The sequence below is a fragment of the Mycobacterium spongiae genome, assembly GCF_018278905.1.
In the GTDB taxonomy this organism is placed as follows: domain Bacteria; phylum Actinomycetota; class Actinomycetes; order Mycobacteriales; family Mycobacteriaceae; genus Mycobacterium; species Mycobacterium spongiae.
This window is the reverse complement of the sequence record NZ_CP046600.1, coordinates 1,788,443-1,813,912: the sequence shown is the minus strand read 5'-3', so window position 1 is coordinate 1,813,912 and position 25,470 is coordinate 1,788,443. Positions and strand designations below refer to the sequence as shown.

22 protein-coding genes and 3 pseudogenes are annotated in these 25,470 nt (G+C 65.9%); 4 read left to right on the top strand and 21 right to left on the bottom strand.

Features of this window, described 5'->3' with window-relative positions; genetic code table 11:
• Window positions 1-253 precede the first annotated feature (253 nt).
• Window positions 254-739: pseudogene (locus tag F6B93_RS07355) on the top strand (M23 family metallopeptidase); the annotation flags it as partial.
• Window positions 740-839: 100 nt separating this feature from the next.
• Here F6B93_RS07355 and F6B93_RS07350 read toward each other — a convergent pair.
• From F6B93_RS07350 to rplS, 11 genes and pseudogenes are all read right to left on the bottom strand, one after another.
• Window positions 840-1,763, bottom strand: coding sequence for a tyrosine recombinase XerC (locus F6B93_RS07350; protein WP_211699333.1), 924 nt, complete (start codon window positions 1,761-1,763; stop codon window positions 840-842).
• 87 nt (window positions 1,764-1,850) lie between these two features.
• Complete coding sequence (locus F6B93_RS07345) at window positions 1,851-2,708, bottom strand: siderophore-interacting protein (RefSeq protein ID WP_211698500.1); 858 nt, start codon at window positions 2,706-2,708, stop codon at window positions 1,851-1,853.
• Window positions 2,709-2,740: 32 nt separating this feature from the next.
• Window positions 2,741-3,928, bottom strand: coding sequence for a DNA-processing protein DprA (gene dprA / locus F6B93_RS07340; protein WP_211698499.1), 1,188 nt, complete (start codon window positions 3,926-3,928; stop codon window positions 2,741-2,743).
• The gene (locus F6B93_RS07335) at window positions 3,925-5,436 is read right to left on the bottom strand and encodes a YifB family Mg chelatase-like AAA ATPase (protein ID WP_211698498.1); all 1,512 of its coding nucleotides are present in this window, start codon (window positions 5,434-5,436) and stop codon (window positions 3,925-3,927) included. The genes dprA and F6B93_RS07335 overlap by 4 nt, the downstream gene beginning before the upstream one ends.
• Complete coding sequence (locus F6B93_RS07330; RefSeq protein ID WP_211698497.1) at window positions 5,436-5,813, bottom strand: YraN family protein; 378 nt, start codon at window positions 5,811-5,813, stop codon at window positions 5,436-5,438. The genes F6B93_RS07335 and F6B93_RS07330 overlap by 1 nt, the downstream gene beginning before the upstream one ends.
• 125 nt (window positions 5,814-5,938) lie before the next feature.
• The gene (fdhD, locus tag F6B93_RS07325) at window positions 5,939-6,760 is read right to left on the bottom strand and encodes a formate dehydrogenase accessory sulfurtransferase FdhD (RefSeq protein WP_211698496.1); all 822 of its coding nucleotides are present in this window, start codon (window positions 6,758-6,760) and stop codon (window positions 5,939-5,941) included.
• The gene (locus F6B93_RS07320; protein ID WP_211698495.1) at window positions 6,760-9,084 is read right to left on the bottom strand and encodes an FdhF/YdeP family oxidoreductase; all 2,325 of its coding nucleotides are present in this window, start codon (window positions 9,082-9,084) and stop codon (window positions 6,760-6,762) included. The genes fdhD and F6B93_RS07320 overlap by 1 nt, the downstream gene beginning before the upstream one ends.
• A 67-nt stretch (window positions 9,085-9,151) precedes the next feature.
• Complete coding sequence (locus tag F6B93_RS07315; protein WP_211698494.1) at window positions 9,152-9,457, bottom strand: DUF2469 domain-containing protein; 306 nt, start codon at window positions 9,455-9,457, stop codon at window positions 9,152-9,154.
• A gap of 15 nt (window positions 9,458-9,472) precedes the next feature.
• Window positions 9,473-10,250, bottom strand: a pseudogene (locus F6B93_RS07310) (ribonuclease HII).
• Window positions 10,251-10,252: 2 nt separating this feature from the next.
• Window positions 10,253-11,092 carry a signal peptidase I gene (gene lepB / locus F6B93_RS07305; RefSeq protein WP_211698492.1) on the bottom strand — a complete coding sequence of 280 codons (840 nt, stop codon included), beginning with the start codon at window positions 11,090-11,092 and terminating at the stop codon, window positions 10,253-10,255.
• Between the two features lie 105 nt (window positions 11,093-11,197).
• Window positions 11,198-11,539, bottom strand: coding sequence for a 50S ribosomal protein L19 (rplS, locus tag F6B93_RS07300; RefSeq protein WP_211698491.1), 342 nt, complete (start codon window positions 11,537-11,539; stop codon window positions 11,198-11,200).
• 305 nt (window positions 11,540-11,844) lie between these two features.
• On the opposite strand from rplS, the gene F6B93_RS07295 reads away from it, so the two are divergent.
• Window positions 11,845-12,792: a serine hydrolase gene (locus F6B93_RS07295; RefSeq protein ID WP_211698490.1), complete on the top strand. Its 948-nt coding sequence runs from the start codon at window positions 11,845-11,847 to the stop codon at window positions 12,790-12,792.
• 11 nt (window positions 12,793-12,803) lie between these two features.
• Here the strand turns inward: F6B93_RS07295 and trmD are convergent, their stop codons facing one another.
• The 5 genes from trmD to F6B93_RS07270 form a co-directional block, all read right to left on the bottom strand.
• Window positions 12,804-13,496: a tRNA (guanosine(37)-N1)-methyltransferase TrmD gene (trmD, locus tag F6B93_RS07290; RefSeq protein WP_211698489.1), complete on the bottom strand. Its 693-nt coding sequence runs from the start codon at window positions 13,494-13,496 to the stop codon at window positions 12,804-12,806.
• Window positions 13,493-14,029: a ribosome maturation factor RimM gene (gene rimM, locus F6B93_RS07285; protein WP_211698488.1), complete on the bottom strand. Its 537-nt coding sequence runs from the start codon at window positions 14,027-14,029 to the stop codon at window positions 13,493-13,495. Before rimM ends, trmD begins: the two co-directional genes overlap by 4 nt.
• A 5-nt stretch (window positions 14,030-14,034) precedes the next feature.
• Window positions 14,035-14,277, bottom strand: coding sequence for an RNA-binding protein (locus F6B93_RS07280; RefSeq protein ID WP_211698487.1), 243 nt, complete (start codon window positions 14,275-14,277; stop codon window positions 14,035-14,037).
• Window positions 14,278-14,285: 8 nt separating this feature from the next.
• Complete coding sequence (gene rpsP, locus F6B93_RS07275) at window positions 14,286-14,837, bottom strand: 30S ribosomal protein S16 (protein ID WP_211698486.1); 552 nt, start codon at window positions 14,835-14,837, stop codon at window positions 14,286-14,288.
• 191 nt (window positions 14,838-15,028) lie between these two features.
• On the bottom strand, window positions 15,029-15,454 hold the full coding sequence (locus tag F6B93_RS07270) for a nuclear transport factor 2 family protein (RefSeq protein WP_211698485.1): 426 nt from the start codon (window positions 15,452-15,454) through the stop codon (window positions 15,029-15,031).
• Window positions 15,455-15,510: 56 nt separating this feature from the next.
• On the opposite strand from F6B93_RS07270, the gene F6B93_RS07265 reads away from it, so the two are divergent.
• A complete protein-coding gene (locus F6B93_RS07265; protein WP_211698484.1) occupies window positions 15,511-16,395 on the top strand; it encodes a D-alanyl-D-alanine carboxypeptidase family protein in 885 nt (294 codons plus the stop codon).
• An 18-nt stretch (window positions 16,396-16,413) separates the two neighbouring features.
• Here F6B93_RS07265 and F6B93_RS07260 read toward each other — a convergent pair whose 3' ends face one another.
• The 5 genes and pseudogenes from F6B93_RS07260 to ffh all read right to left on the bottom strand — a co-directional run bounded on the left by F6B93_RS07260 (window position 16,414) and on the right by ffh (window position 23,440).
• Window positions 16,414-17,016, bottom strand: a complete 603-nt coding sequence (locus tag F6B93_RS07260; protein ID WP_211698483.1) for a TetR/AcrR family transcriptional regulator — start codon at window positions 17,014-17,016, stop codon at window positions 16,414-16,416.
• Window position 17,017: 1 nt separating this feature from the next.
• Window positions 17,018-18,858 (bottom strand): annotated as a pseudogene (locus F6B93_RS07255) (N-acyl-D-amino-acid deacylase family protein).
• 35 nt (window positions 18,859-18,893) lie between these two features.
• Window positions 18,894-20,711, bottom strand: coding sequence for a serine/threonine-protein kinase (locus F6B93_RS07250; protein ID WP_211698481.1), 1,818 nt, complete (start codon window positions 20,709-20,711; stop codon window positions 18,894-18,896).
• A gap of 67 nt (window positions 20,712-20,778) precedes the next feature.
• Entirely contained in the window at window positions 20,779-21,855 is a 1,077-nt protein-coding gene (locus F6B93_RS07245) for an amidohydrolase family protein (protein ID WP_211698480.1), read from the bottom strand.
• Between the two features lie 7 nt (window positions 21,856-21,862).
• The gene (gene ffh, locus F6B93_RS07240) at window positions 21,863-23,440 is read right to left on the bottom strand and encodes a signal recognition particle protein (protein WP_211698479.1); all 1,578 of its coding nucleotides are present in this window, start codon (window positions 23,438-23,440) and stop codon (window positions 21,863-21,865) included.
• Between the two features lie 865 nt (window positions 23,441-24,305).
• On the opposite strand from ffh, the gene F6B93_RS07235 reads away from it, so the two are divergent.
• Window positions 24,306-25,397, top strand: a complete 1,092-nt coding sequence (locus F6B93_RS07235) for a PPE family protein (protein ID WP_425518506.1) — start codon at window positions 24,306-24,308, stop codon at window positions 25,395-25,397.
• Window positions 25,398-25,470 lie beyond the last annotated feature (73 nt).

Below are 25,470 nucleotides of genomic sequence, written 5' to 3'. Positions count from 1 at the left end.
GCCCTGGCGTCTGCTGCAATGCCGAACCCGTGGCGGGGATCCCCCAAAGGGAAACCCGACGCGGGACCGCCCGGCATTGCTGTTGCGAATCCCTGAAGTACGGGGCTGCGATGCAGGCGCGCGAAGTCAGCCCGCTTGCGCGAGCCGCGACGAGCAGTTTACACCGACTCGGCATGTGGTTCTCCCCAGCCGGCGCCCACAGGCCCGGCCCAAGTGACTGGCGCTGCCATCGACGCAGCGCTGAACTAAGCAGGTGCGGTGGGCGGTGCTGGTCCTGTGCTCGTCGCTGGTGAGCGCGGCGCCGGCGAATGCAGACGACGTCCGGATGCTCTGGCCGCTGCGACCGCGCCCCGCGGTCGTCCGGGGGTTCGACGCGCCGTCACCCGATTGGCATCCGGGTCACCGCGGTGTTGACCTCGCCGGCGTGCCTGGTCAGCCGGTCTACGCCCCGGGCCGCGCGACGGTAGTGTTCGCCGGACCGCTGGCGGGACGACCGGTCGTTTCACTGGCTCATCCAGGGGGTCTGCGCACCAGCTACGAGCCAGTCCGCGGCACAGTCCGGGTCGGTCAGCTGGTGGTGGCCGGCACCACGATCGGCGAGTTGGCGGCTGGACATCGCGGCTGCCCAGCCGCGACATGCCTGCACTGGGGCGCGATGTGGGGTCCCGCATCCGGCGCCGACTACGTCGATCCGCTAGGCCTGCTGAAGTCCACCGCGATCCGGCTCAAGCCGCTGGCCGGCTAAGTCAGGCATCTGGTGTGCGTGCATGGCGGCCGACACGCGGGAAGTCCAGCCGCTTGGTAACACTCGAATCCCCGGATTCACACTCGCCGCGGTGCTAGGCCCGCGGATGGGCTTGCTCATGCACCGCGCGCAGCCGAGCGACCGCGACGTGGGTGTATAGCTGGGTGGTCGCCAGGCTCGCGTGGCCCAGCAGCTCCTGGACAACGCGCAGGTCGGCGCCGCCTTCCAGCAGGTGGGTGGCCGCGCTGTGGCGCAGCCCGTGCGGCCCGATATCGGGCGCGTCATTCACGGCGGCCATGGTTTGGTGCACTACGGTGCGTGCCTGCCGCACGTCGAGGCGCCGGCCGCGGGCACCCAACAGGAGCGCCGGCCCGGACTCGGTGGTGGCCAGCGCTCGCCGCCCGTCGTCCAGCCATGCGCGGAGTGCTTCGGCCGCGGGCTGACCATAGGGGGCGGTGCGCTGTTTGTTGCCTTTACCGAGGACCCGAAGCAGCCGATGCCCGGTGTCGATGTCGTCGATGTCCAGGCCACACAGCTCGCTGACCCGGATCCCCGTGGCGTACAACAACTCCACGATCAGCCGGTCCCGCAGCGCCAGCGGATCGCCCTGTTCGGCGCCCGACTTCGCCGCCGTCATAGCTGACAGTGCCTGGTCCTGACGCAAAACCGCCGGCAATGTGCGGTGGGCTTTCGGCACTTGCAGCCGGGCGGCGGGATCCGTGGCCAGCACGCCGCGCCGCGCCGCCCAAGCGGTGAATGCCTTGACGGCCGAGGTGCGGCGAGCCAACGTCGTGCGCGCGACGCCGGCTCCCGCCGCCGCGGCCAGCCACGACCGCAGCAACGGCAGCGTCAGTGCTTCCAGCCCCGATCCGCGGTCGCCAAGAAACGCGCAGAGCGAGCGCAGATCACCCAGGTAAGCGCGGCGGGTGTGCGCTGAGCGCCCACACTGCAGCGCCAGGAATTCGTCGAAGTCGGCGAGGATCCCCTCGCTGTTGTCGGGATTCCGACCGGGGTCCAGAACGGGCACTCACCCACCGTGGCAGGCAAGGCCCGGGCATTCAGCCGACGCGCCGAGGTGTTTCCAGGGTGAGATCTTGGCGAGCGCTCAGGCCATGTCAGTCCCAGCCTCCGCCTGAGCCAACTCCCTCTTCCACTGCCGAAAGGTCTCTTCGGTGCGTCCGCGCCGCCAGTAGCCAGAGATCGATTTCGCCCATTTCGCGTCCACACCGCGCTCGTTGCGGAGATAGGGCCGCAAGTTGTGCATAACGGCCTGCGCCTCACCATGGATAAACACATGCACCTGACCCGGTAGCCACAGTGCTGTCGTGACCGCCTCGATGAGCGGGGCGTGATCACCGGCGCGATCCGCCGGAACCAGGTCGGCCCGGCCCCCGCGATACACCCAGTTCACGGCCACTGACTCCGGCGCCGCAAGCGGGATTTCGTCGTCGGGCCCGGCAACTTCGATGAAAGCCTTGCCTCGTGCCGTCGCGGGCAATGCCTCCAGTGCGGCTGCGATGGCCGGAAGCGCCGACTCGTCACCGGCCAGCAGATGCCAGTCGGCGGCCGGATCGGGTCGGTACGCGCCGGAAGGCCCCATCAGGTAGATCGGCTGGCCAGGTTGTGCCGCCGCCGCCCACGGACCGGCCACCCCATGTTCACCGTGTACGGCGATGTCGATGGCGATCTCACGTGCGGCGACGTCGACGTGGCGAACCGTCATGGTGCGCACCGAGGGCTGCTTTGAGCTGGGCAGGTCGGCAAAGCTGTTCATGGTCAACGGTCGGGGCAAAGCAGCCACGTCGACTTCCTCGGGCACGAAAACCAACTTGACGTAGGCGTCGCTGAAGTCATTGGGAACGAAAGTGTCAAACCCGCGACCGCCGAGCACCACCCGGATCATGTGCGGCGCCAGTTGCCGGGTACGGACGACTTCGAAAGTTTGTACTGGTCGACCTGCCACGTGCCCTCCCCTCGAGACCTGGCCTGCGTCGACTATACGAGCCGCGCGGCCGAACCTTGGGCCGCAGCCTGGTCAGGACCGGTCCGAATGATTCGCCACCGGCCGTCGCTACCCGTGACCAAACCGGCAACTTCAAGAAGCGACAGTGGACCCAATACCTGTGCGGGCGCCAGCCCCGACGAGACGGCGATCTCATCGATCGTTGCCGCGCCGCGGCCCGGCAGGGCCTCGTACACCTGACGCTGCACGTCGGTCAGTCTGTCGAGCGGCGTGCCAGGCCGCGGCTGGTCGTCGGCCAACTCACCCATGCGACCGACAAATTCGACGACGTCTTCGGCTCGGGTGACCAGCTCGGCTCCGTGACGCAGCAGCGCATGACAGCCCGACGACGATGACGATGTCACCGGCCCGGGAACAGCAGCCACAACCCGGCCCAATGCTCGCGCCCATGCGGCCGTATTCGCCGCACCACTGCGCAAGCCCGCTTCTACCACCACCGCCGCCCCCGCGACTGCAGCCACGAGTCGGTTGCGGGTAAGGAACCGGTGCCGTGCCGGACGCACGCCCGGAGGGTACTCGGTGAACAGCAGCCCGCGTTGGCCGATGCGGTGCAGCAGCGCCGAATGCCCCGCCGGGTACGGGATGTCGAGTCCACCGGCCAGTACGGCCGCGGTGATGCCATCGGACTCGAGTGCACCGCGGTGAGCCGCGCCATCGATGCCGTAGGCACCACCGGAGACGACCGCGACGTCATGGCCGGTCAGTCCCGCCGCCAGATCGGCTGCGATGTATTCGCCGTAGGCGGTCGCAGCCCGAGTTCCGACGACGGCAGCGGCACGCTGCGCCACTTCGTCAAGACGTGCCGGCCCCAGTGCCCACAGGACCAGCGGTGGCCCGGTGCGGGGCTTCGCTCGGGCTAAAGCGCCACCGAACGCCCTGAACGCGAGCACCGGCCACTCGTCATCGTCAGGCGTGATCAGTCGACCGCCGCGGCGGGCCAACAGTTCGAGATCGTCTGCGACGTGGTCGATCTCACGCCGGGCCTCAGTGCGCCGGGCTAGGTCATCGTCGACCAGGCCACGCCGGACCCGGTCGGCGGCCTCTATAGGGCCAACGCATCCGACCAGAGCGGCGAGTTCGTGGCAGGGCGGTTCCACCACCCGCGATAGGTAGGCCCACGCGCGCCGCGCGGGATCGTCAAGGGCGATCGAGGCTCTCATCGCCGCGCTCCCGGTTGCCGGAAGCTCAACGCGGCAGAGACTTCCTCGACTCCTGGTGACGCACGACCGGCCAGGTCAGCCAAAGTCCATGCGACCCGCAACGTTCGGTCCAACCCGCGGATGCTGAGGAGCCCGCGTTCCAGCGCCGCCCGTAGTGGCGCCATCGCCGTACTGCCGGGGCGGTACTCCCGGCGCAGGAGCGGGCCGCTGACCTCGGCATTGGTGCGGTACCCGTGTGATCGCCAGCGCCCAGCGGCGGCTTCCCGGGCCGTTGTGACGCGCTGGCGAACCTGCAGCGTTGGCTCGCCGACCGCGGGCGACAACGCGCCTGCTCGCACTGGATTCATCTGCACCCGCAGGTCCACACGGTCCAGCAAAGGCCCTGACAGCCTGCCGAGGTAGCGCCGCTTGACGGCGGCCGCGCAGACGCAATCCTGCGGGTCCGCCGGTGCGCATGGACACGGATTGGCGGCCAGCACCAGCTGGAACCTAGCGGGATAGCACGCTACGCCGTCGCGGCGGGCAAGACGAATCTCGCCGTCCTCCAAGGGCGTCCGCAACGCTTCTAAGGCGCTGACGCCGATCTCGGCGCATTCGTCGAGGAACAACACCCCCCGGTGGGCGCGGCTCGCGGCACCCGGTCTGGCCATCCCTGTACCACCGCCGACCAGTGCCGCCACGCTGGAACTGTGATGCGGCGCCACGAACGGGGGCCGGGTGATCAGCGGCGTCTTCTCCGATAGCAAGCCTGCCACCGAGTGAATGGCGGTGACCTCCAACGACTCGCTGTCGGCCAGCGCGGGCAACAGTCCGGGAAGTCGCTGTGCCAGCATGGTTTTTCCCACTCCGGGCGGGCCGGTCAGCATCAGGTGATGCGCGCCGGCGGCCGCTACCTCGACGGCGAACCGTGCCTGCGATTGGCCCACCACATCGGCCAGGTCAGCCCGGAAATCCGGGGTCTTGGCTGAGTCGATGATCCGGGTGTCCAAGCCAGCTGACCCGCTAAGCCAACTCTGCAGCTGGCCAAGGGTGCGAACGCCCAACACATCGATGCCGTCCACCAGGCTGGCTTCGGCCAGGTTGTCGATCGGAACTACGACGGCCGGCCAGGCGTCGCGTTTGGCGGCCAGCACGGCGGGCAACACTCCGCGCACCGGCCTGACCCGCCCGTCCAACGACAACTCACCCAGCAGAACTGTCTTCTCCAACCGATGCCAACGCTTCTTTCGTTGTGCCGAGAGCACTGCCGCGGCCAGGGCAATGTCGTAGACCGATCCCATCTTCGGCAGCGTCGCCGGTGACAGTGCGAGCGTGAGCCGGGCCATGGGCCAACTGTTGCCGCAGTTGGTGACCGCCGCTCGGACCCGGTCGCGCGACTCTTGCAACGCGGCGTCGGGCAAGCCCACCAAGTGCACTCCCGGCAGCCCCGAGCTGATGTCAGCTTCGATCTCCACGATCTCGCCGGCCAGTCCGCGCACGGCGATCGAGAACGCGCGTCCCAGAGCCATCAGCCGATCCCTCGAACGTGGATGATCTCCGGGTCCCGTCGCCGCCCGACGCGTACTCCGATGACGTCGATGCGGACGGCGGCCCAGCTCTGGTCCTGGTCCGAGAGCCAGAGCGCCGCCAGCCGGCGCAGGGTGCGCACCTTCCGTTCGGTGACCGCGTGCGCGAGGCCGCCAAAACCGTCGCCGGTGCGGGTCTTGACCTCAACGAACACCACCGTCCGGGTACTCGCGTCGCAGGCGATCACGTCGATCTCGCCGTAGCGACAACGCCAGTTGCGGTTCAGGATCCGCAACCCCATGCCCTCAAGATGCTCTACGGCGAGCCCCTCACCCATCGTCCCCAGCTGTGCCCGAGTCATCGTCTTCAGGGTCGTCATGCCGGCCAACCTGCACCCCTGCCCTGACATTGCCTGCGACCCCGGCTCCCGAAATGGCGAAGTCAGCCGATGTTGTCCACAGTCGCGTGCTTGTCCACAATCGCCGCGGGTACAGCAGCGGAGGGCTAGGTGATGCGGTCGGCCCGGGTGTAGACGTTCATCGAGTCCTCCCGCAGGAACGCCACCAGGGTGATCCCGAACTCCTCGGCGAGGGAGACCGCCAGCGAAGACGGCGCGGAAACGGCTGCCAGTATGGGAATCCCGGCCATCAACGCCTTCTGGGTCAGCTCGAAGGAAGCCCGCCCACTGACCAGAAGCACCGATGCACCGAGCGGAATCCGGCGCTGCTCCACCGCCCAGCCGATAACCTTGTCAACCGCGTTGTGCCGGCCGATGTCTTCCCGCACGGCGAGCATCGTGCCGTCCACCCCGAACAACGCCGCAGCGTGCAACCCACCGGTGGTTGCGAAAACCTTTTGTGCGCTGCGAAGTTGCTCCGGCATCGCTTCGAGGGCGGCCGCGGAAACGGTGGCGGGATCATGTCCCGGCGAGAAGCGGCTGACGAGGCGCACCGCTTCCAGCGATGCCTTGCCACACACGCCGCACGACGAGGTGGTGTAGAAATTCCGGGTGACATCGAGACCGGGTGGGTTGACGCCCGGCGCCAGCGTCGCGTCGAGAACGTTATAGGTGTTGGCTCCCTCACCGTTGCGGCCACCGCAGTAGCGAACGGTCAGCACGTCCTCGCGACCCGCGATCACACCTTCTGTGAGTAGAAACCCTTGGGTGAGTTCGATATCCGACCCGGGCGTGCGCATGGTCACGGTGACGGGAGTGCCGTTGACCCGGATCTCCAGCGGCTCTTCCACCGCCAGCGTTTCTGGCCGGGTGACCACGTGCCCCGCGGTGAGATGCTTGGCGCGCCGGCGCGCCGTTACCTGGCCCACTACGACGCCGGCTCCAACCGCACGATGATGGCTTTGGACACTGGGGTGTTCGATTTGGCCGCGGTGTGATCGAGCGGAACCAGGGGGTTGGTCTCAGGGTAGTAGGCGGCAGCATTGCCGACCGGCGTTGCGTAGGCCACCACCAAGAAGTCCTTTGCGGTCCGCTCCTGGAGTCGGCCCTCGGCATCGGTCCACTCCGACACCAGGTCGACCCGGTCGCCGGCCGCCAACCCCCGCGCCTCGATGTCAGCGGGGTTGACGAACACCACCCGTCGGCCACCCTTGACCCCGCGATAGCGGTCATCGAGACCATAGATGGTGGTGTTGTACTGGTCGTGGCTGCGCAGGGTCTGCAAGACTAGCCGTCCCGCGGGGACCGGCACCCACTGCAGCGGTTCGATCGTGAAGTTGGCTCTGCCGGTGTTGGTCTGAAATTCGCGGGCGTCGCGCGGCGGATGGGGCAGCTGAAATCCGTCGGGGCGTCGAACCTTGCGGTTGTAGTCATCACAGCCGGGGACCACCGCCGCGATGGCGTCGCGGATGGTGTCGTAGTCACCGGCGAACCGTTCCCAATCCACCGGGTGCTGCGGGCCGAGCAGGGTGCGGGCGAGCTGGCACACGATCTCCACCTCGCTGCGTACCTCGTCGCTGGGCGGGCGCAGGCCGCCGCGCGACAAGTGCACCATGGACATCGAATCCTCAACCGAGACAACCTGTTTCTTTCCGCCACGGACGTCGCGGTCGGTACGACCCAGCGTCGGCAGGATCAGCGCGGTGGCACCGTGGACGACGTGGCTGCGGTTGAGCTTGGTCGACACCTGCACGGTCAACGCGCACCCGCGCAAGGCCGCCTCGGTGACCGCGGTGTCCGGAGTCGCGGACGCAAAGTTGCCGCCCATGCCCATGAATACCGTGGCCTTCCCGTCGCGCATTGCACGGATCGCGGCCACCGTGTCATAGCCATGCTTGCGGGGGCTGCCAATGCCGAACTCGCGGTCTAGGGCGGCCAAGAACTCTTCGGGCATCTGCTCCCAGATGCCCATCGTTCGGTCACCCTGCACGTTGGAATGCCCGCGCACTGGGCACACCCCCGCCCCTGGCTTGCCGATCATGCCGCGCAGCAGTAACAGATTGGTGATTTCGCCGATGGTGGCCACGGCATGGGTGTGCTGAGTGAGACCCATGGCCCAACAGACAACCGTGCGCTGCGATGCCATCATCATCGCCGCTACCCGCTCGAGCTGCGTCCGCCCAATGCCGGTCGCATCGACCACCGTGTCGATGTCGATGTCACCCGTGCGGCGCCGGTACTCGTCGAACCCGGCACAATGCTCGTCGATGAATGCCTGGTCGACGACGCTTCCCGGGGCGCGCTCATCGGCCTCGAGCAACAACTTGCCCAGCCCGGCGAACAGTGCCATATCGCCTCCGAGCCGGATCTGCACAAATTCATCCGCAATCGAGATACCTTGGCCGACAACACCGTTAACCTTCTGCGGATCTTTGAACCGGATCAACCCGGCCTCGGGCAGTGGATTAACCGCAATGATCTTGGCGCCGTTGGTTTTTGCCTTCTCAAGAATCGATAGCATGCGCGGGTGATTGGTACCCGGGTTCTGCCCGGCGATCACGATCAGGTCGGCGTGCGCGACGTCGTCGACAGTGACTGAACCCTTCCCGATGCCGATCGACTCGGTCAGCGCCGAACCCGACGACTCGTGGCACATGTTGGAGCAGTCGGGCAAGTTGTTGGTGCCAAAGCTCCGAACCATCAGCTGATAGCAGAACGCGGCTTCATTGCTGGTGCGTCCGGATGTGTAGAACACCGCCTGATCGGGGCCGTCTAACGCATTGAGCTGACCGGCGATCAGCTGGTAGGCATCGTCCCAGCTGATCGGCCGGTAGTGGGTGTCGCCAGGACGCAACACCATCGGTTGGGCCAGCCGGCCCTGCTGGGAAAGCCAGTACTCCGGGCGGGCGGATAGCTCGGCCATCGAATGTCGCGCGAAGAACTCCGGGGTAACCAGGCGTTTGGTGGCCTCCTCGGCAACGGCCTTGGCCCCGTTCTCGCAGAACTCGGCCAGCTTGCGGCCGCCATGCTCCTCGGGCCACGCGCAACCCGGGCAGTCGAAGCCGTTGCGTTGATTGAGTCGAGCCAAGGCCGCCGCGGTGCGCGCCGCTCCCATCTGCTCCAGCCCGCGCTGCAGGGATACCAGCACGGCGCGCAGGCCGGCCGCCTCCTGCTTGGGTGGCGTGATCGTCATCGCATGCTCGTTGTAGTCCGCGGGGACGTCGCGAGTAGCGGCGAAGCGCTGGAATCTCACGGGCCCAAGGTACCCGGATTGCCGATCGGCCGTCGCGCGGCGCCGACCCGCGGGCGTCGTTCGCGGGCTATTCCGGCATCCGGAGCTCGGGTTTCTCGACTTCCTCGATGTTGACGTCCTTGAAGGTGATCACCCGCACCTGTTTCACGAACCGCGCCGGGCGGTACATGTCCCACACCCAGGCGTCGGCCAATCGGAGCTCGAAGTACACCTCACCGTCGGCGTTGCGGGGCAGCATCTCGACACTGTTTGCCAGGTAGAAGCGGCGCTCGGTTTCGACGACGTAGCTGAACTGGCCGACGATGTCCTTGTATTCGCGGTACAGCGAGAGCTCCATCTCGGTCTCATATTTTTCGAGATCTTCTGCACTCATCTGCCACTCATCTGCTCAGACATCCTTCCCCCTTGCCACTGCGCCCCCGAGGGAACTCTGGTCCCATCTTTCCTCACTGGTGTCCTCCGCGCTCGCCCGGTTGGTGCGGATCGCATGCGGCAACCGGCCATGTTTGCGACCCGTTGGCTGCGCGGCGGACGTTGACAAACGAGTAGCGGTGCTGGGTGCAGGGGCCCAGCCGCGCCAACGCAAGACTATGGGCGGGGGTGCTGTAGCCCTTGTGCTCGGCGAAGCCGTACCCCGGGTGATCGTCATCCATCGCGACCATCAGCCGGTCCCGACTCACTTTGGCCAGCACGCTCGCTGCGGCGATACAAGCGGCCGCCGCATCGCCGCCGATCACCGGCAACGAGGGCACCGCCAGCCCGGGCACGCGAAAACCGTCGCTCAGGACATACCCGGGCCGAACCGACAGGCCGGCCACCGCACGGCGCATGCCTTCGATATTGGCGACATGAACGCCGCGGCGGTCCACCTCGGCCGACGGGATCAGCACCACGTGATAGGCGACCGCGTAGCGGCAGATCAGCGGGAACAACTTCTCCCGCGACTTCTCATTGAGCTTCTTCGAGTCATCAAGGGCAGCAAGGCTTTCCAGCCTTCGAGGGCCAAGCACACAGGCCGCGACCACCAGCGGCCCGGCGCACGCGCCGCGACCCACCTCATCCACACCAGCCACCGGACCCAAGCCGCTACGGTGCAACGCGGACTCCAGCGTGCGTAACTGTGAGGACTTGCGGATCACTGTCCGCGGCGGCCAGGTGGTGGCCACGGCTACTGGCCTTGTTGCGGGTTCACTGACCGCACAATGCCCCACCGCGAAGGCGGCCACACGATAAACCTGGCCTTGCCGATGACATTGGCCACCGGCACCGTCCCTGGCATCGGGTCACCGGTGCACAACATCGGGCAGTGGGCGCGGGAATCCGCCGAATGGGTCCGGTTGTCACCCATCACCCACAGTCGCCCGTCCGGGACGGTGACGGGACCGAACTCGCTGCCCAGGCAGGGGTAAACGGACGGATCGGCCATCATGGTGCTGGGATCCAGGTACGGCTCGTTGAGGCGTTTGCCATCGACGGTCAATCCCGTTTCCGACCTGCATTGAACCGTCTGCCCGCCGACCGCGATAACGCGCTTGACCAGGTCATTCTCGTCGGGAGGCACGAAACCGATGAACGACAGCGCGTTCTGGACCCAGCGCAACGCGGGGTTCTTCGAACGGATCGACTTGTAGCCAACGTTCCACGATGGCGGTCCCCTGAAGACGATCACGTCGCCGGGCTGAGGTGAGCTGAAGCGATAGGTGAGTTTGTCCACCAAGATCCGGTCGCCGACACAGGTCGGGCACCCGTGCAGGGTGGGTTCCATGGATTCCGACGGAATCAAGTAGGGCCGCGCCACGAACGTCAACATGACGTAGTAGATGACCACTGCGATCAGCGCCAGAAGCGCGATTTCCCGCACCGTGGACCGCTTGGCCGGCTTCGCCTCGTCTGTCTCGGCCGGCCCTGCCGACCCGTTCGCGCCCTCTCCGTCCTGGGCAGACGGTTCTGGCTCCGAGCCAACAGCCTCGGACTGACGCTCAGAAGGGGAGTCAGTGGTGTCGGTCACGAGTTCAGCGTAGCCAGCACCATCACCGACACCAGCACCATTGACGACAATTGACGCCCTCGGGGACTACCGAGGCAGCCCGGACTGGTCACAAGCCGCCCCCAGTCAGCGCTTCTCCTTGATCTTGGCCTTCTTTCCGCGGAGTTCACGCAGGTAGTACAGCTTGGCGCGGCGCACGTCACCACGGGTCACGACCTCGATGTGGTCGATGTTCGGCGAGTGCACCGGAAAGGTCCGTTCGACGCCCACACCGTAGCTCTCCTTGCGCACCGTGAACGTCTCGCGGATGCTCCCACCCTGCCGCCGGATCACGACGCCCTTGAACACCTGGATGCGTTCTTTGGCGCCCTCGATCACCTTTACATGCACGTTGATCGTGTCGCCCGGGTGGAAGGCCGGGATGTCGTCGCGCAGCGACGGCGTGTCGACGAAGTCCAGCCTGTTCATGGCAAAACCATCCTTGGGGTCAGCGGCTTCGTGACCCAAAAACACGCAGGCGTGAGGCGGTCACCAAGCCGATGGGTTCGGCTTCTGGGTGCATCTCGCGGCAGACAGGAACCCCCGGCCCGCCCACAACCGCGAAAGACAACCGCTCAATTGTGCCAGAAGGTAGGCATACCCGGAAAATCAGAGGAAATCGCGGTGGTTCGCAGCCGCCGCAACGAGAGCGCAAATGGTAGATATGACGTACATACGGCTTACATACGGCTGGCGTCAAACCGTTCCCGTTTGGAGGATGCTGAAAGGGCAGAATGCGTTCACGACCACTAACCATGCTCACTGCGGCCTTGGCGGTGGTATCGCTGGTGGTCGGTGGCTGCGAGGCCACGACGCAGGCACAGGCATCCGAGGTATCCGATTCTGCGCATCGCGTGTCGTCCCCATCGCGACCGCAGCAGCAGCCAGTCGAGTTGCTGTTGCGCTCGATCACGAGCTCCGGAGCACCGAATGTGCTGCCGACCACAGGGTTCATCGGCCTGCAGGCGCGGATCCAGCGGGCCACCGAGCAAGCCGCCTCCCGCGGCGCCTCGCTGTCGGTGGCGATTCTGGATCGCTCGACCCGCCGGCTGGTCTCCAACGGCAACAACGCCATCGTCGCCACCGCGTCCGTGTCCAAGCTTTTCATTGCAGATGATCTGCTCCTACGGGAGTCCGAGGGCAAAACAGCGCTGACCCCGGAGGATCACCACGCCTTGGACTCCATGTTGCGGTCATCGGACGACGGCGCCGCCGAAAGATTCTGGGCACGCGACGGTGGCAACGCCATCGTCACCCAGGTCGCGAGCCGGTACGGGCTGGCGTCGACCGTCCCACCGAGCGACGGGCGCTGGTGGAACACGATCAGCTCGGCGGCGGACCTGATCCGCTACTACGAAATGCTGCTCAACGGCGCCGGCGGGCTCCCCCTGGAACGGGCGAGCGTCATCCTCAATGACCTGGCCAAGTCCACCCCGACCGGAATCGACGGTTACCCGCAACGGTTCGGCATTCCCGACGGATTGTTCAACGAAAAAGTGGCCGTCAAACAAGGCTGGATGTGCTGTATCGGCCGGGATTGGATACACCTGTCGACCGGTGTGATCGGCGCCGACCGCCGCTACATCATGGTGATCGAGTCCCTGCAGGCCTCTAACGACGCCATCGCACGCGAGACCATCACCCAGGCGGTGCGGACGATGTTCCCCAATGGGCGCATCTGACTGATCAGGTCCTATTCCGGACCAGCTAGGTCGGGGCGGCGTTGTCGGGTGCGTTGCCGGGATACCTCTCTGCGCCACGTCGCAATTCGAGCATGGTCACCGGACAGCAGGACGGGGGGTACGTCGAGGCCACGCCAACTCGCCGGCCGGGTGTAACTCGGTCCCTCCAGCAGGCCGTCCAGACCTGGCGAGTGCGAATCGTGGTCTAGCGATGCGGGGTTGCCCAGAACTCCGTCGAGCAACCGCATCACCGCCTCGATCATCACCACTGCGGCCGACTCCCCACCGGGCAGCACATAATCTCCGATGGAGACCTCCTCGACGCGCATCCGCCGAGCCGCATCCTCAACGACGCGCTGATCGATGCCCTCATAGCGGCCGCACGCGAAGACCAGATGGGACTGGGTGCACCAGCGCTGGGCGGTGGCCTGGCCGAATAAGGCCCCCGCTGGGGTGGGAACTATCAACAGCGTTTCGCCGGAACAGATTTCGTCGAGCGCTTCCCCCCATACCGGCGCCTTCATTACCATCCCCGGGCCACCGCCGTACGGCGCGTCATCCACCGAATGGTGCACGTCATGGGTCCATTGCCGCAGGTCGTGCACCCGTAGATCGACCAGGCCCGAATCGATCGCCCTGCCGGGCAAGGATTGCCGCAGCGGGTCGAGGTAGGCCGGGAAAACCGTAACAACATCGATTCTCATGCCAGCAGTCCATCGGGCGGGTCGATCACAATCACCCCGGTGCCGGAGTCCTCGTCCAGCGATACTGATGTAACGATCGCGCTGACGAACGGCACCAATATCTCCCCCGAATCCCCCTTGACCACCAGCAACTCACCGGCCGCGGTGTGCAGCACCTCGGCGACCACACCGACGGCTTCCCCGGTCGCCGCAACCACGCATAGGCCTTCCAGTTGGTGGTCGTAGTAGGTGTCCGGCTCGTCGATCGGCGGCAGGTCATCGGAATCGATGACGAACGAACTGCCACGCAGCGCTTCGGCGGCATCGCGGTCAGCTACGCCGGCCAATTGCAGCAACAGCCGGGCACCGTGGTGGCGCACGCCGTCGACCACGTAGCTGCTCGGGTGACCAGTGCCGCCGGTGCCCGCGGGCGCCGCTACGCGCAACGTGGTGCCGGGCGCAAATCGGGTATCCGGATCGTCGGTGCGAATCTCTACGACGACCTCACCGGCGACGCCGTGCGCCTTTATCACGCGCCCGACAAGCAGCTCCATGAGAGCTACTGATCGGTGTCCACCACGTCGACCCGAATACCTCGGCCGCCGATACCGGCGACCAGCGTGCGCAGCGCGGTCGCGGTACGACCCCCACGGCCAATCACCTTGCCAAGGTCGTCGGGGTGGACGTGGACCTCGACGGTACGTCCTCGGCGGCTGGTCACCATGTCGACGCGCACATCGTCCGGGTTGTCGACTATCCCGCGGACCAGATGCTCGACGGCGTCGACCACGACCGTATTCATAGCGCTCGTCAGCCTTCCGTGGACGGCTCGGTTGACTCGGGCTGCTCGCCGCTGTCTTCGGGCGTCGCCGCCTTCTCCGGTTCGGCACTGGCCTTGTCGGCGGCTTGATTCTCGGGGGTCTCGGGGTTCTCGGGCTCGGCATCAGCCTCGGCGGCCTTGCCGCGCTTCTTGGGCGCGGCCTTCTTCTTCGGTTTCGTGGCGTCTGTGGTGGGCTCGCCTTCGGCGGCGGCCAGTGCGGCGTTGAACACCTCGAGCTTGCTGGGCTTGGTCGGTGCGACCTTCAGCGTGCCCTCGGCGCCCGGCAGGCCCTTGAATTTTTGCCAATCGCCGGTGATCTTCAGCAGCTTGAGGACGGGCTCGGTGGGCTGGGCACCTACCGACAGCCAGTACTGAGCGCGTTCGGAGTCGATCTCGATCAGGCTCGGGTCCTCCTTGGGATGGTACCGGCCGATTACCTCGATGGAACGCCCGTCGCGGCGGGTGCGCGCATCGGCGACGGCGATGCGGTACTGGGGATTGCGGATCTTGCCGAGCCGCGTGAGCTTGATCTTGACAGCCATGGTTACGCGAATTCTCCTGTATGTGTCACGCTGCAATTCAGCGACCCAGGCGGGTTACCCAGATCCGGTTTTGCCTCGCGTGTGTGACCGCCAGCCGGACCCAGCAGGACGAGCCGTGCGGCGGACAGCCGCCCATTGTGCCAGAACGCCGCACTCCGGCAGAAATTCGAGCAGATACTCACCAGTGAGCGTCAGATCACTTTTTGGAAGCACTTGCTTTCGACCCGCCGCGCCATTCGCCACCCCTGTGGCGTCCGGACGAACTCATCGTCGTACCACAGCGCACAGAACAGCACCTGCTCCTTTTCGCTCTCGGAAGCCAGCACCATTGGGTTGAAGCAGATCACCCGCGATGATGCCGTGTCCCCGTCGATACGGATCGAGAAATTGCCCAGCATGTGGGCATACATCGGAAAGTTCGGCAAAACCTGCGACAGCCACTGCTTCACGTCGGGATACCGGCCATCGATGCCTCCGAGCGCCCGATAGTCGATGTAGGCGTCCGGCGTGAATACCCTGTCAAGGTCGTCGAATCGGCGCGAGTCGATCGCCGTGGAGTAGTCCACCAGCAGTTGCTGGATCTCCAATCGGTCGGAAATTTCGGCCAAGCTCAGCATGCACCGATTCTTTCACCTTGGGCACGGCCGCGGCCTGGAAGCTAGGCTGTGCGGCCATGCGAAAGCTCATGGCCGCGGCCGCCGCGCTGCTCACTTTCTGGGCCTGCGGCGCCATGCTTGGCGCCGCAACCGCGTCGGCGGACGCTGACGTCCAGCCGCTAGGTTCGGCGCCGATCCCGGACGGTCCGGCCCAGACCTGGATTGTGGCCGATCTCGACAGCGGTCGGGTGCTGGCCGGCCGCCAGCAGGATCTGGCTCACCCGCCCGCCAGCACCATCAAGGTATTGCTGGCGCTGGTGGTTCTCGACGAGCTGAATCTGAACTCCACGGTGGTCGCGGACGACGCCGATACCGAGGTCGAGTGCAACTGCGTGGGCGTCAAGCCGGGCCGCGCCTATACGGTGCGCCAATTGCTCGATGGCCTGCTGCTGGTATCCGGCAACGATGCCGCCAACACCCTGGCGCACGGGTTGGGTGGCCACGGCGTTGCCGTGGACAAGATGAACGCTAAGGCGGCTGCCCTCGGGGCGTGGAACACCCGCGCGGTGACGCCGTCGGGCCTGGACGGGCCCGGCGGTTCTGGATGGACGACCGCCCACGACCTGGCGGTGATCTTCCGGGCCGCCATGGCCAACCCGGTGTTCGCCCAAATCACGGCACAACCCTCGGCGATATTTCCTACCGACAACGGTGATCAACCGATCGTCAACCAGGACGAACTGCTGCAGCGTTATCCAGGCGCGATCGGCGGCAAGACGGGTTACACCAACGCCGCCCGCAAGACGTTCGTCGGCGCCGCGGCCCGTGGCAGCCGCAGGCTGGTGATCGCGATGATGTACGGCCTGGTCAAGGAAGGCGGCCCCACCTACTGGGATCAAGCCGCGAGCCTGTTCGACTGGGGTTTCGCTCTCAACCCGCAAGCCAGCGTCGGCTCCCTGTAACTTCAACTAAATCGCTTGTTATCGATCCGAATTCGGCAGGGCCAAACTCAGCAGCGACGTCAACATCGGGATCCGCTGCTCCTCGATTTCGGGCAACGGTAACACCCCGCGAACAATGGCCGCCCCGTCAAAGACGTTTGTCAACAACGCCACCAGGACCGGGTACGTCTCCTCCGGATAACTCTCGGCACCCGGCAACGAGCGGGCCGCGTCATAAATCTTCGCCGAGTACTGGCTGAGCACGTTCTGCAGGGTCTCTTTGAGTTTCTCGTCGGTGCGTGCGGCGATCATCAGTTCGTAGAACACCGCGTTGGTGGAGCCGCTGGTGATGTCGCGCAGAATTGTCAGCGCCGCTTCCAGAGCCGGTCGATCGGGCGGTACTTCAGCGACTCGCTTGGCGAATGTTTCCAGCTGACGACGCAACACCTCGTAGGCCGTGGCCGCCATGAAATCGCCCATCGTGTCGAAGTGGCGGAACAGGGCGCCTACGGACACCCCTGCGCGTTTGGCGATCATGGCCGCCGATGCCCGGGCGTATCCGACCTCGACAATCGTGTCGATGCTGGCCTGCAGAAGCCGTCCTACGGTCTCCTCGCGACGTTGCTGCTGAGTTCTGGCCATGTCAGGCGCCGACACCGGAGGTCGTCGACTGCCGCTGACCCGCGCCGGCCCGCAAGTAGCGGCCCGATTTCACCGTCCGTCCGTAGCCCTCGCGGAACTGACCGCCGCGAAAGACGACTTCACCGCCCACGCCCGTCGCGACCACGGTCGCATCGTTGCGGTTGACCATGCGGCGTAGGCCGCCGAAGAAGGGAACGGCTTCCTCGTGGTAGCTGTCCACGGACGCGTCCAGGTGGCTCGGATCGATCACCACGAAGTCCGCCCGGTCTCCCAAGCGCAGGGTCCCGCCGTCGATCCCGAACCAGTCGGCCAGTTCGCCGGTGAGTCGATGCACCGCGCGCTCCGTCGAAAGGAACGGCGCCCCCGCCAGTTGGGCATCGCGTACGCGCTTGAGCAGCCGCAGCGGAAAGTTGTAAAAGGCCATGTTGCGCAGGTGCGCACCGGCATCGGAGAAACCCATGTGAACGCTCGGCTCGGCGGCAAGCTTGTTGAGCTGCTTGGGCCGGTGATTGGCAACGGTGGTCGTCCAGCGGACGTTGCGCTCACCGTTTTCCACGAGGACATCCAGGAAGGCATCGAGTGGGTGTGTCCCGCGCTCGTCGGCGATCGCCCCGAAGCTCTTGCCGATCAATGATTGATCCGGGCATTCGACGATCACCGCGTCGTGGAAGTCGCGGTGCCACAACGATGGTCCGAGTTTGCGGCGGTCAAATTCACGCCGGAACCACCGCCGGTAGTCCTTGTCGGCGAACAGCTTGTTGCGCTCGAGCTGCTCGCGCAGGTGCAGGGCGGCCGTTCCGGCACCGAACTCTTCGAAGACCGGTAGGTCAATTCCATCGGAGTACAGCTCAAACGGGACGGGAAGATGCTGGAAGCGGACGCTGGAGCGCAACAGAGCGTTGAGCACCCGGGTCGCGACACCGAAGACGTGCACCGCAAGCGGCATGGACTTGGCGTCGGCCGAGACCAGCATGCTCATCCGGACTCCCTTGCGGCGATTGAATATCCGGCTGCTGGTCAGGAAAAACATCAGCGCGGACACCGCGCTCTCGACGTTGGGTGCGCTCTGCAGAATCCGGCCCCGCGTGCGCAACACGTTGATCAGCCGACGCCGCTCCCGCCAGGTGGCGAAGGTGGAGGGCAAGGCACGCGAACGGAACCGGTCGCCGTCGAGCTTGTCGATCGCCGCGTCCATCCCCGACATGCCGAGCATCCCGGCGTCGAGCGCCTCCTGTAGTAATTCGGCCATTTTCGCCAGGTCGGCTTCGCTGGGCCGCACGGTGTCGTCGGTGGCGCGTTCAAGTCCCAGTACCGCTGTCCGCAAGTCCGAATGACCAAGCAGGGATGCCACATTGGGACCCAGCGGAAGCGCGTCGATGGTCTCGACGTACTCCGCGGCCGTCGACCATGTTTGATTGGCCTGCAGCGCGCCCAACACATACTCGCGCGGCACGGCCTCGACGCGGCTGAACAGGTCGGCCGCATCCTCGGAGTTGGCGAATACCGTCGACAGCGAGCAGTTGCCCAACAGCACCGTCGTGACTCCGTGGCGTACCGACTCGCGCAATCCGGGCTCCAGCAACACCTCGGCGTCGTAGTGCGTGTGCGCGTCGATGAATCCCGGGACAATCCACTTCCCGGCCGCATCGATCACGTCCGGGCAGCCCGTCTCGTCGAGCGGCTCTGCACCAGGCGAAACCACCGTCGCCACCACGCCGTCGCGAATGCCCAGGGTGCGAAGTTGCGGCGCGCCGCCCGTGCCGTCGAACCATAATCCGTCACGAATGATCACGTCGTATGTCACTTTTCCTCCAGGGTCGTCGCTTGCCCCGAGGCTAACATAGATAGCAAGTACTCGCAATCTTTCTTGTTTCGGGTCACCTCCCGGGCCCCGATGTCGTCGTTGTCGGCGCCGTTGAGGTATCGGTGACAGTCCGCGGATTCGGTCCGGTCAACGCCGGCGGCAGATCGCCGCTACGGCTAGCCACCACGGGAACCCGGATCACCGCATCCTGCTGGCCGCACTCGTTGCTATGAACCGTCACAACCACCTCACCGACAAGGTGGCCCTCTGGCTGTGGCCCCAGGGACAACACCTGCGTCGTGCTTTGCGAACTTTGCCTGCCATCTGGCCCGACGCACGGGAACTGCACCGTTTCCGGCCGAGACTTCCACTGCCCGTCGCCAAACCGCAGAACTAGCGGCCGACTGCGGCCCGCTGACTTCGCCCGCGTGTGGTCGTCATCGTCGAGCAACGTGCCCGCAGCGACGCATTCCCCCGTCCTACACGACGTCCGAAAGGCCCACCAGGTAATCACATTCGGTGGCTGCGGACTGGGAACATCATTGAACGTCTGATTGGCCCGTTCGACCTCGATTCGGTAGGTGCCGTCGAGCAGGAGCGGCACTATCGTCGCGGTGGCCGACGTCTGGGTCGTGGGCCGCGCCGACGCAGTTGTGGGGGGGCCTGCTGTCGGGGCCGGGGGTTCGTCGGTGAGCGCGACCATGATGCTGGCCGAAACCAGGCTGCCAAGCAAGAGCAGCGCCGCGGCACCGACCAACACCCGGCGATACCTGCGCCGCGGCGGCGCAGGTGGGGATTCCGCCGCTTCAATCCGCGCCGGCTTCATGGTCCCATCGGTCTTGGTCCGCCCATCGGTCCGGGTGGAAAACGCATCGAGTCGCCGCGCCAACGCGGCTGCCGCCCTTTGCACCAGCGTGCCGGGCCGTTGCCGCTTTCCCGGGACAGTCACCGGCGGGTCCGTGCTATTTCGAGCGATGGCGATGCCCTCGGTCTCCGGCCACGGGTCAGCCGGATACTCGAAGGTAGGGATCGCCCCGAAGCCGTGATCACCGATCAAGACGAAAGCCTGTTCGGCAAGCGCGACCGCGAAGTCGTTGCACCGGGTGAATCGGTCGGCGGGGTTCCACGCCAGTGCCCTCGACATCACGGGATCAAGACGAGCTAGATCGGGACGCCGGTCACGAAGCTGAGGCGGCGCTGGGGTGCCGCGCTGACCGACAACGGCAGCGGAGTTGGAGTCCCCGAATGGCGCAACCCCAGTGAGCAAGTGAAATGCCATCGCCCCCAACGCATATTGGTCCGCACGTCCATCGAAGGAGGAGCCCGTCAGCTGTTCGGGCGCGGCATACCTGAGCGTTTCCCGATTGGTCGTCGCGAGCCAGGCCGAATCGGCACGCCCGAGCGCTATTCCGAAGTCCGTCAAGAGGATCCGTTGCTGCTCAGCAACCGGATTGGCCATCAGGATGCTCGCGGGTTTCACCGCGCGATGCAGCAATCCCCGTTGGTGGGCATGGTCCAACGCCCAAGCGACGGCACGGACGATACTGAGCACCGGACCCGGCGGCATCCCGGCCGGATGCCGCTCCCGCATGACCTGTCCGACATTGCTCCCGTCGATGTAATCCATCGCGATCCACAACCGTCCCGCGGATTCGCCACGCTGATGAACTGCCACGATGTGCGGGTGATGGAGCTTTGCGACGATCTCGGTCTCCGCGGCGAATCGTCGCCGGAACTCGCGTTCTGCCGACATCTCGGCGGGAAGGATCTTGAGCGCGAGTTGGCCCGCCGATTGCTTGTGCCGGACAAGATAAACCTCGCCCATATCCCCCGAGCCGAGCATCCGCACAACGGTGTAGCCGGCAAAGATCGCACCGCTGGCCAGCGCCATCTGCCGATCGTAGCCGGTATGGAGTCACCGCGTCTGCCGGCGACCAACGCCCAGCCAACAAGGGCCACTACCAGGGCCGAAACACCTTGCCGCGCAGTATCACCACGTCGGGATAGTTGAGCACATGCGGGCCCAGCCGCGGATCCTCGGTGTAGCAAACCAGATCGGCCGATGCCCCATGGTCGAGCCCTCTCCTGCCCAGCCAGCGACGAGCATTCCAGCACGCCGCACCTAACGCCTCGGTGGCGCTCATCCCGATGCGGGTGAGGGCGGCGACCTCGTCGGCAATCCGCCCGTGCACCACGGTGCTCCCGGCGTCGCTACCGGCGTACACCGGCACGCCGGCCTCTCGCGCCGCAGCGACCCGATGATAGGCGCGGTCATAGAGCTCACGCATATGGGCGGCGTAGATCGGATACCGCACGGCGGAGTCGGCGATGCCCGGGAAATTTTCCAGGTTGATCAGGGTGGGAACCAGAGCGGTGCCGTGTTCGACCATGAGGGCAATGCTGGCGTCGGTCAACCCGGTGCCGTGTTCGATGCAGTCGATTCCGGCGTTGATCAGGCCGGGTAGCGCATCTTCGCTGAAGACGTGCGCGGTGACTCGCGCGCCGTGGGCATGAGCGGCGCCGATCGCAGCCTTCAACACGTCGTCGGACCACAGTGGGGCCAGATCGCCGATTTGGCGGTCGATCCAGTCACCAACGAGCTTGACCCAACCATCACCACGGCGGGCCTGCTCGGCAACCACCGAGGGCAGCTGCGACTCGTCTTCGAGCTCGATGGCGAAGCCGGCTATATAGCGTTTGGGGCGGGCGAGATGCCTTCCGGCTCGGATGATGCGGGGCAGATCTTCGCGATCGTCGAGGCTGCGGGTGTCGGTGGGTGAGCCGCAGTCACGCAACAGCAGTGCGCCGACGTCGCGTTCGGTCTCGGCTTGCGCGATCGCCTCGTCGAGTTCGATGGCGCCCTGCTGGCCGAGCCCTACGTGACAATGGGCGTCGACGAGCCCGGGCAAGACCCAGCCGCCGTCAAAGACGGTGTCGGCCCCGGCAACCGGCTCGGCACTGATGCGACCGTCGACGATCCACAATTCGGTGGCGGTTTCATCGGGCAGCCCCAGGCCCCGCACGTGCAGGCGCACGGGGCGGCTACTTCTTGCCCGGGAACTTCAGCTTGGACAGGTCGAAGTCGGCCAGGCCTGGCGGCAGCTCGTCGAGGCCTTCGGGCATCTGCGACAAATCGGGGAACCCTCCGGGCATGCCAGGCATGCCCGGCCCGAAGGGGCTCTTGACCTTTGGCGGTGTCGGACCGCGCGCCCCCTTCTTGCCCTTTTTCCCTCCCTTGCCGGTCTTGGCTTTGCCTCCGCCCCGACTCTTGCGCGTTGCGGACTTGCGACCAACACCTGGGATGCCCATGCCACCGAGCATCGACGACATCATCTTGCGGGCTTCGAAGAAGCGGTCCACCAGCTGATTGACCTCGGACACCGAAACGCCCGACCCATTGGCGATACGCAGCCGCCGCGACGCGTTGATGATCTTAGGGTCGGCCCGCTCCTCGGGCGTCATTCCGCGGATGATGGCCTGGATGTGGTCAAGATGCTTGTCATCGACGTCGGCCAAGGCATCTTTCATCTGCGCGCCGCCCGGCAGCATGCCCAGCAGGTTGCCGATCGGGCCCATCTTCCGCACGGCGAGCATCTGCTCGAGAAAATCCTCCAGCGTCAGCTCGCCGGCGCCGATCTTCGCCGCCGCCTCTTCGGCCTGCTGGGCATCGAAGACCTGCTCGGCCTGCTCGATGAGACTCAGCACATCGCCCATACCCAGGATGCGGCTCGCCATCCGGTCCGGGTGGAAGACGTCGAAATCTTCCAACTTTTCGCCGGTGGAGGCGAAAAGGATTGGGACGCCGGTCACTTCGCGGACCGACAACGCGGCACCGCCGCGGGCATCGCCGTCGAGCTTGGTGAGAACCACGCCGGTGAAGCCGACACCCTCACCGAACGCTTGGGCGGTCGCGACAGCGTCTTGGCCGATCATCGCGTCGAGGACGAACACCACCTCGTCGGGATTGACGGTCTCCCGGATGGCCGCGGCCTGGGCCATGAGCTCGTCATCAATGCCCAGCCGTCCGGCGGTGTCGACGATGACGACGTCGAAGTGTTTGGCGTGAGCCTCAGCGAGCCCCGCCGCAGCCACCGCGACCGGGTCGCCGGGACCGGACTCGGGCGAGGCGCCGGGATGCGGTGCGAACACCGGGACGCCGGCGCGTTCACCGACCACTTTCAGCTGGTTGACGGCCGCGGGGCGCTGCAGATCACACGCCACCAACAGCGGCGTATGACCTTGCCCGCGCAGCCAGGCGGCCAGCTTGCCGGCCAGCGTGGTCTTACCGGAGCCCTGTAGTCCGGCAAGCATCACGACGGTCGGCGGTGTCTTCGCGAATGCCAGCTGCCGGGTCTCGCCGCCGAGAATGCCGACGAGCTCGTCGTTGACGATCTTGACGACCTGTTGCGCCGGGTTGAGGGCGCCGGAGACCTCGGCGCCTTTGGCGCGTTCTTTGATCCGGTGGACGAATGCCCGCACCACGGGCAGTGAGACGTCTGCTTCCAGCAGCGCCAGCCGGATCTCGCGAGTGGTCGCATCGATATCTGCGGCGGTCAGCCGACCCTTGCCGCGCAGCCCCTGTAGCGCCCCCGTCAACCGGTCGGACAGCGATTCAAACACCCCGCCAGCCTAGTGGTGATCGCCAGCCCCGCGTAGCGGGGCGCAGCGGGTCACCACCAGATCGGACCCGTGGTGATCGCCAGCCCCGCGTAGCGGGGCGCAGCGGGTCACCACCAGATCGGACCCGTGGTGATCGCCAGCCCCGCGCAGCGGGGCGCAGCAAGAGCGTAGCGGACTGAGACGGCGGTCAGGCGGTCGACGGTTTGCTCGCCCACCCGGGAAGCCGCTCGAGAAGCTCGCGGCGCCGAACCGCTTCCGATGTCTCTGTGCGACCGGCGCAGGGCGCCACGATTTGCCCTGACTTGCGCCAAGGCGGCGCATCATGCACCGTAGGCTCCGTCACCCGGCGACTACCTGCCGCAGCACAAAAACCGCAGCCGCATCCACGATCTACGGCTCCCGCAGAGGTCAAAAACCCGCGAACTATAGCCTGAACTGACCCCCGTCCGCCACCCACTCAGTATGCGACTGCGCGGCTCCCGTCGCCGACGAATTGCCCAGCGTGCGGGGAGATCGGTCGAGCAGATCCCGTCGCAGCCCAGCGGTCAGCCGCGGGCGTTCACACGCCTTCTACCAGGACTTTTGCCCGAACTGTACATGCCACTGACGGCGTCGATCCCACAGAACGGCGGTCAGCCGCGGGCTGCCAGGCGTCTGACCACCGGGGGGAATGTCATGAGACCCAGGTACTCGGCTTGCCTGGTACTTATCTGTGAAGTTCCTGGGGACAGCTGACCTGGCCCTCTGGGTGTGGTGGATTGTTACCCGATCTTTACACACGAGTCTGATTGGCAGTTCACGGTGCGGTGGGCTGCTTTTTGTTTGTGAGTGTTGGGGCCGCGCATGCGGCGGGCTGGTTAGGTGGGTGTTGGTATTGGACTACGCAGGACTGCCCCCAGAGATTAACTCGATGCGGATCTTCTCAGGCCCTGGGTCGGGGCCGATGTTGACGGCCGCGACGGCGTGGGACGCTGTGGGGTCGGATTTGCGGGCCACGGCCTTGTCATTTGACTCTGTGGTTAGCGAGCTGACCTCTGGACCGTGGACCGGTGCGGCGTCGCGGACGATGGCCGCTGCCGCGATTCCGTATGTGGAATGGTTGAGTGCAGCGGCCTTGCGGGCTGAGGTGTCGGCCAACCAGGCACGCGCGGCGGCGACGGTGTTCGAGTCGGCAATGGGCGCGACGGTCCATCCGACGATGGTGGAGGCTAATCGGGCATTGCTCGTCTCGTTGGTGATGACGAATATCATCGGGCAGAACACGCCGGCGATCGCCGCTGCTGAGTCGGAATACGAAGGGATGTGGGCTCAAGATGTGGGCGCCATGGCGGAGTACCAGTTGGGGTCCGAATTCGTAGTGTCGACCTTGATGCCGTTCAGCTCCCCGCCCTCGGAGTTGGCCGGTTCGAGTTCGCAGTTTGCGGCGGTGGGTAGCGCGGCCGCAGAATCGGCGGGCCCGTCGGCAGAGCTCGCGGCGGCGGGCCCAGCTTCCAACGTGCTGACAGCTGCAAGCGTCGTGAGTTCTATTGTGCCGCTCAACGCAGCGGCCCCCGTTGCCAAGTTTGCGATGATGCCGGCCCAAATGATGATGAAGGCGGGCAAGGCGCCGGGCGCGGGCCAGCTATCCAATTCCATGAAGGAGTTGGGCAGCAAGGCGGCTACGATCATCAACGGTGGCGGAAGACTTGGTGGTGGTCTGTCGGCAGGCCTTGGTCAGGCTCGGTCGATCGCAGGAATGTCGGTACCGCCCGCCTGGATGGGCACGATGCCGGCCGCGGTGACCGGTCTTGGCGCCGCAACGAGCGTTGAAGGGGCCGCGAGCCACGTGCCGATGGTGCCGATGGTGCCGGCCGGGATGGGTGGAGGCGCAGGGGTCGCCAGCGCTGTGATAAGCCGCGGCAGTTTTGCTCAGATGGCACAGTCCCGGATGAGAGTGTTGCCGCGAGTGGGGGTCTGATGACCAGGGGCCATGTGCCCCTAATTCGCTTGAAGCGCAATAGGAGTCGTCGACAGTCACATGTTGTATCGGG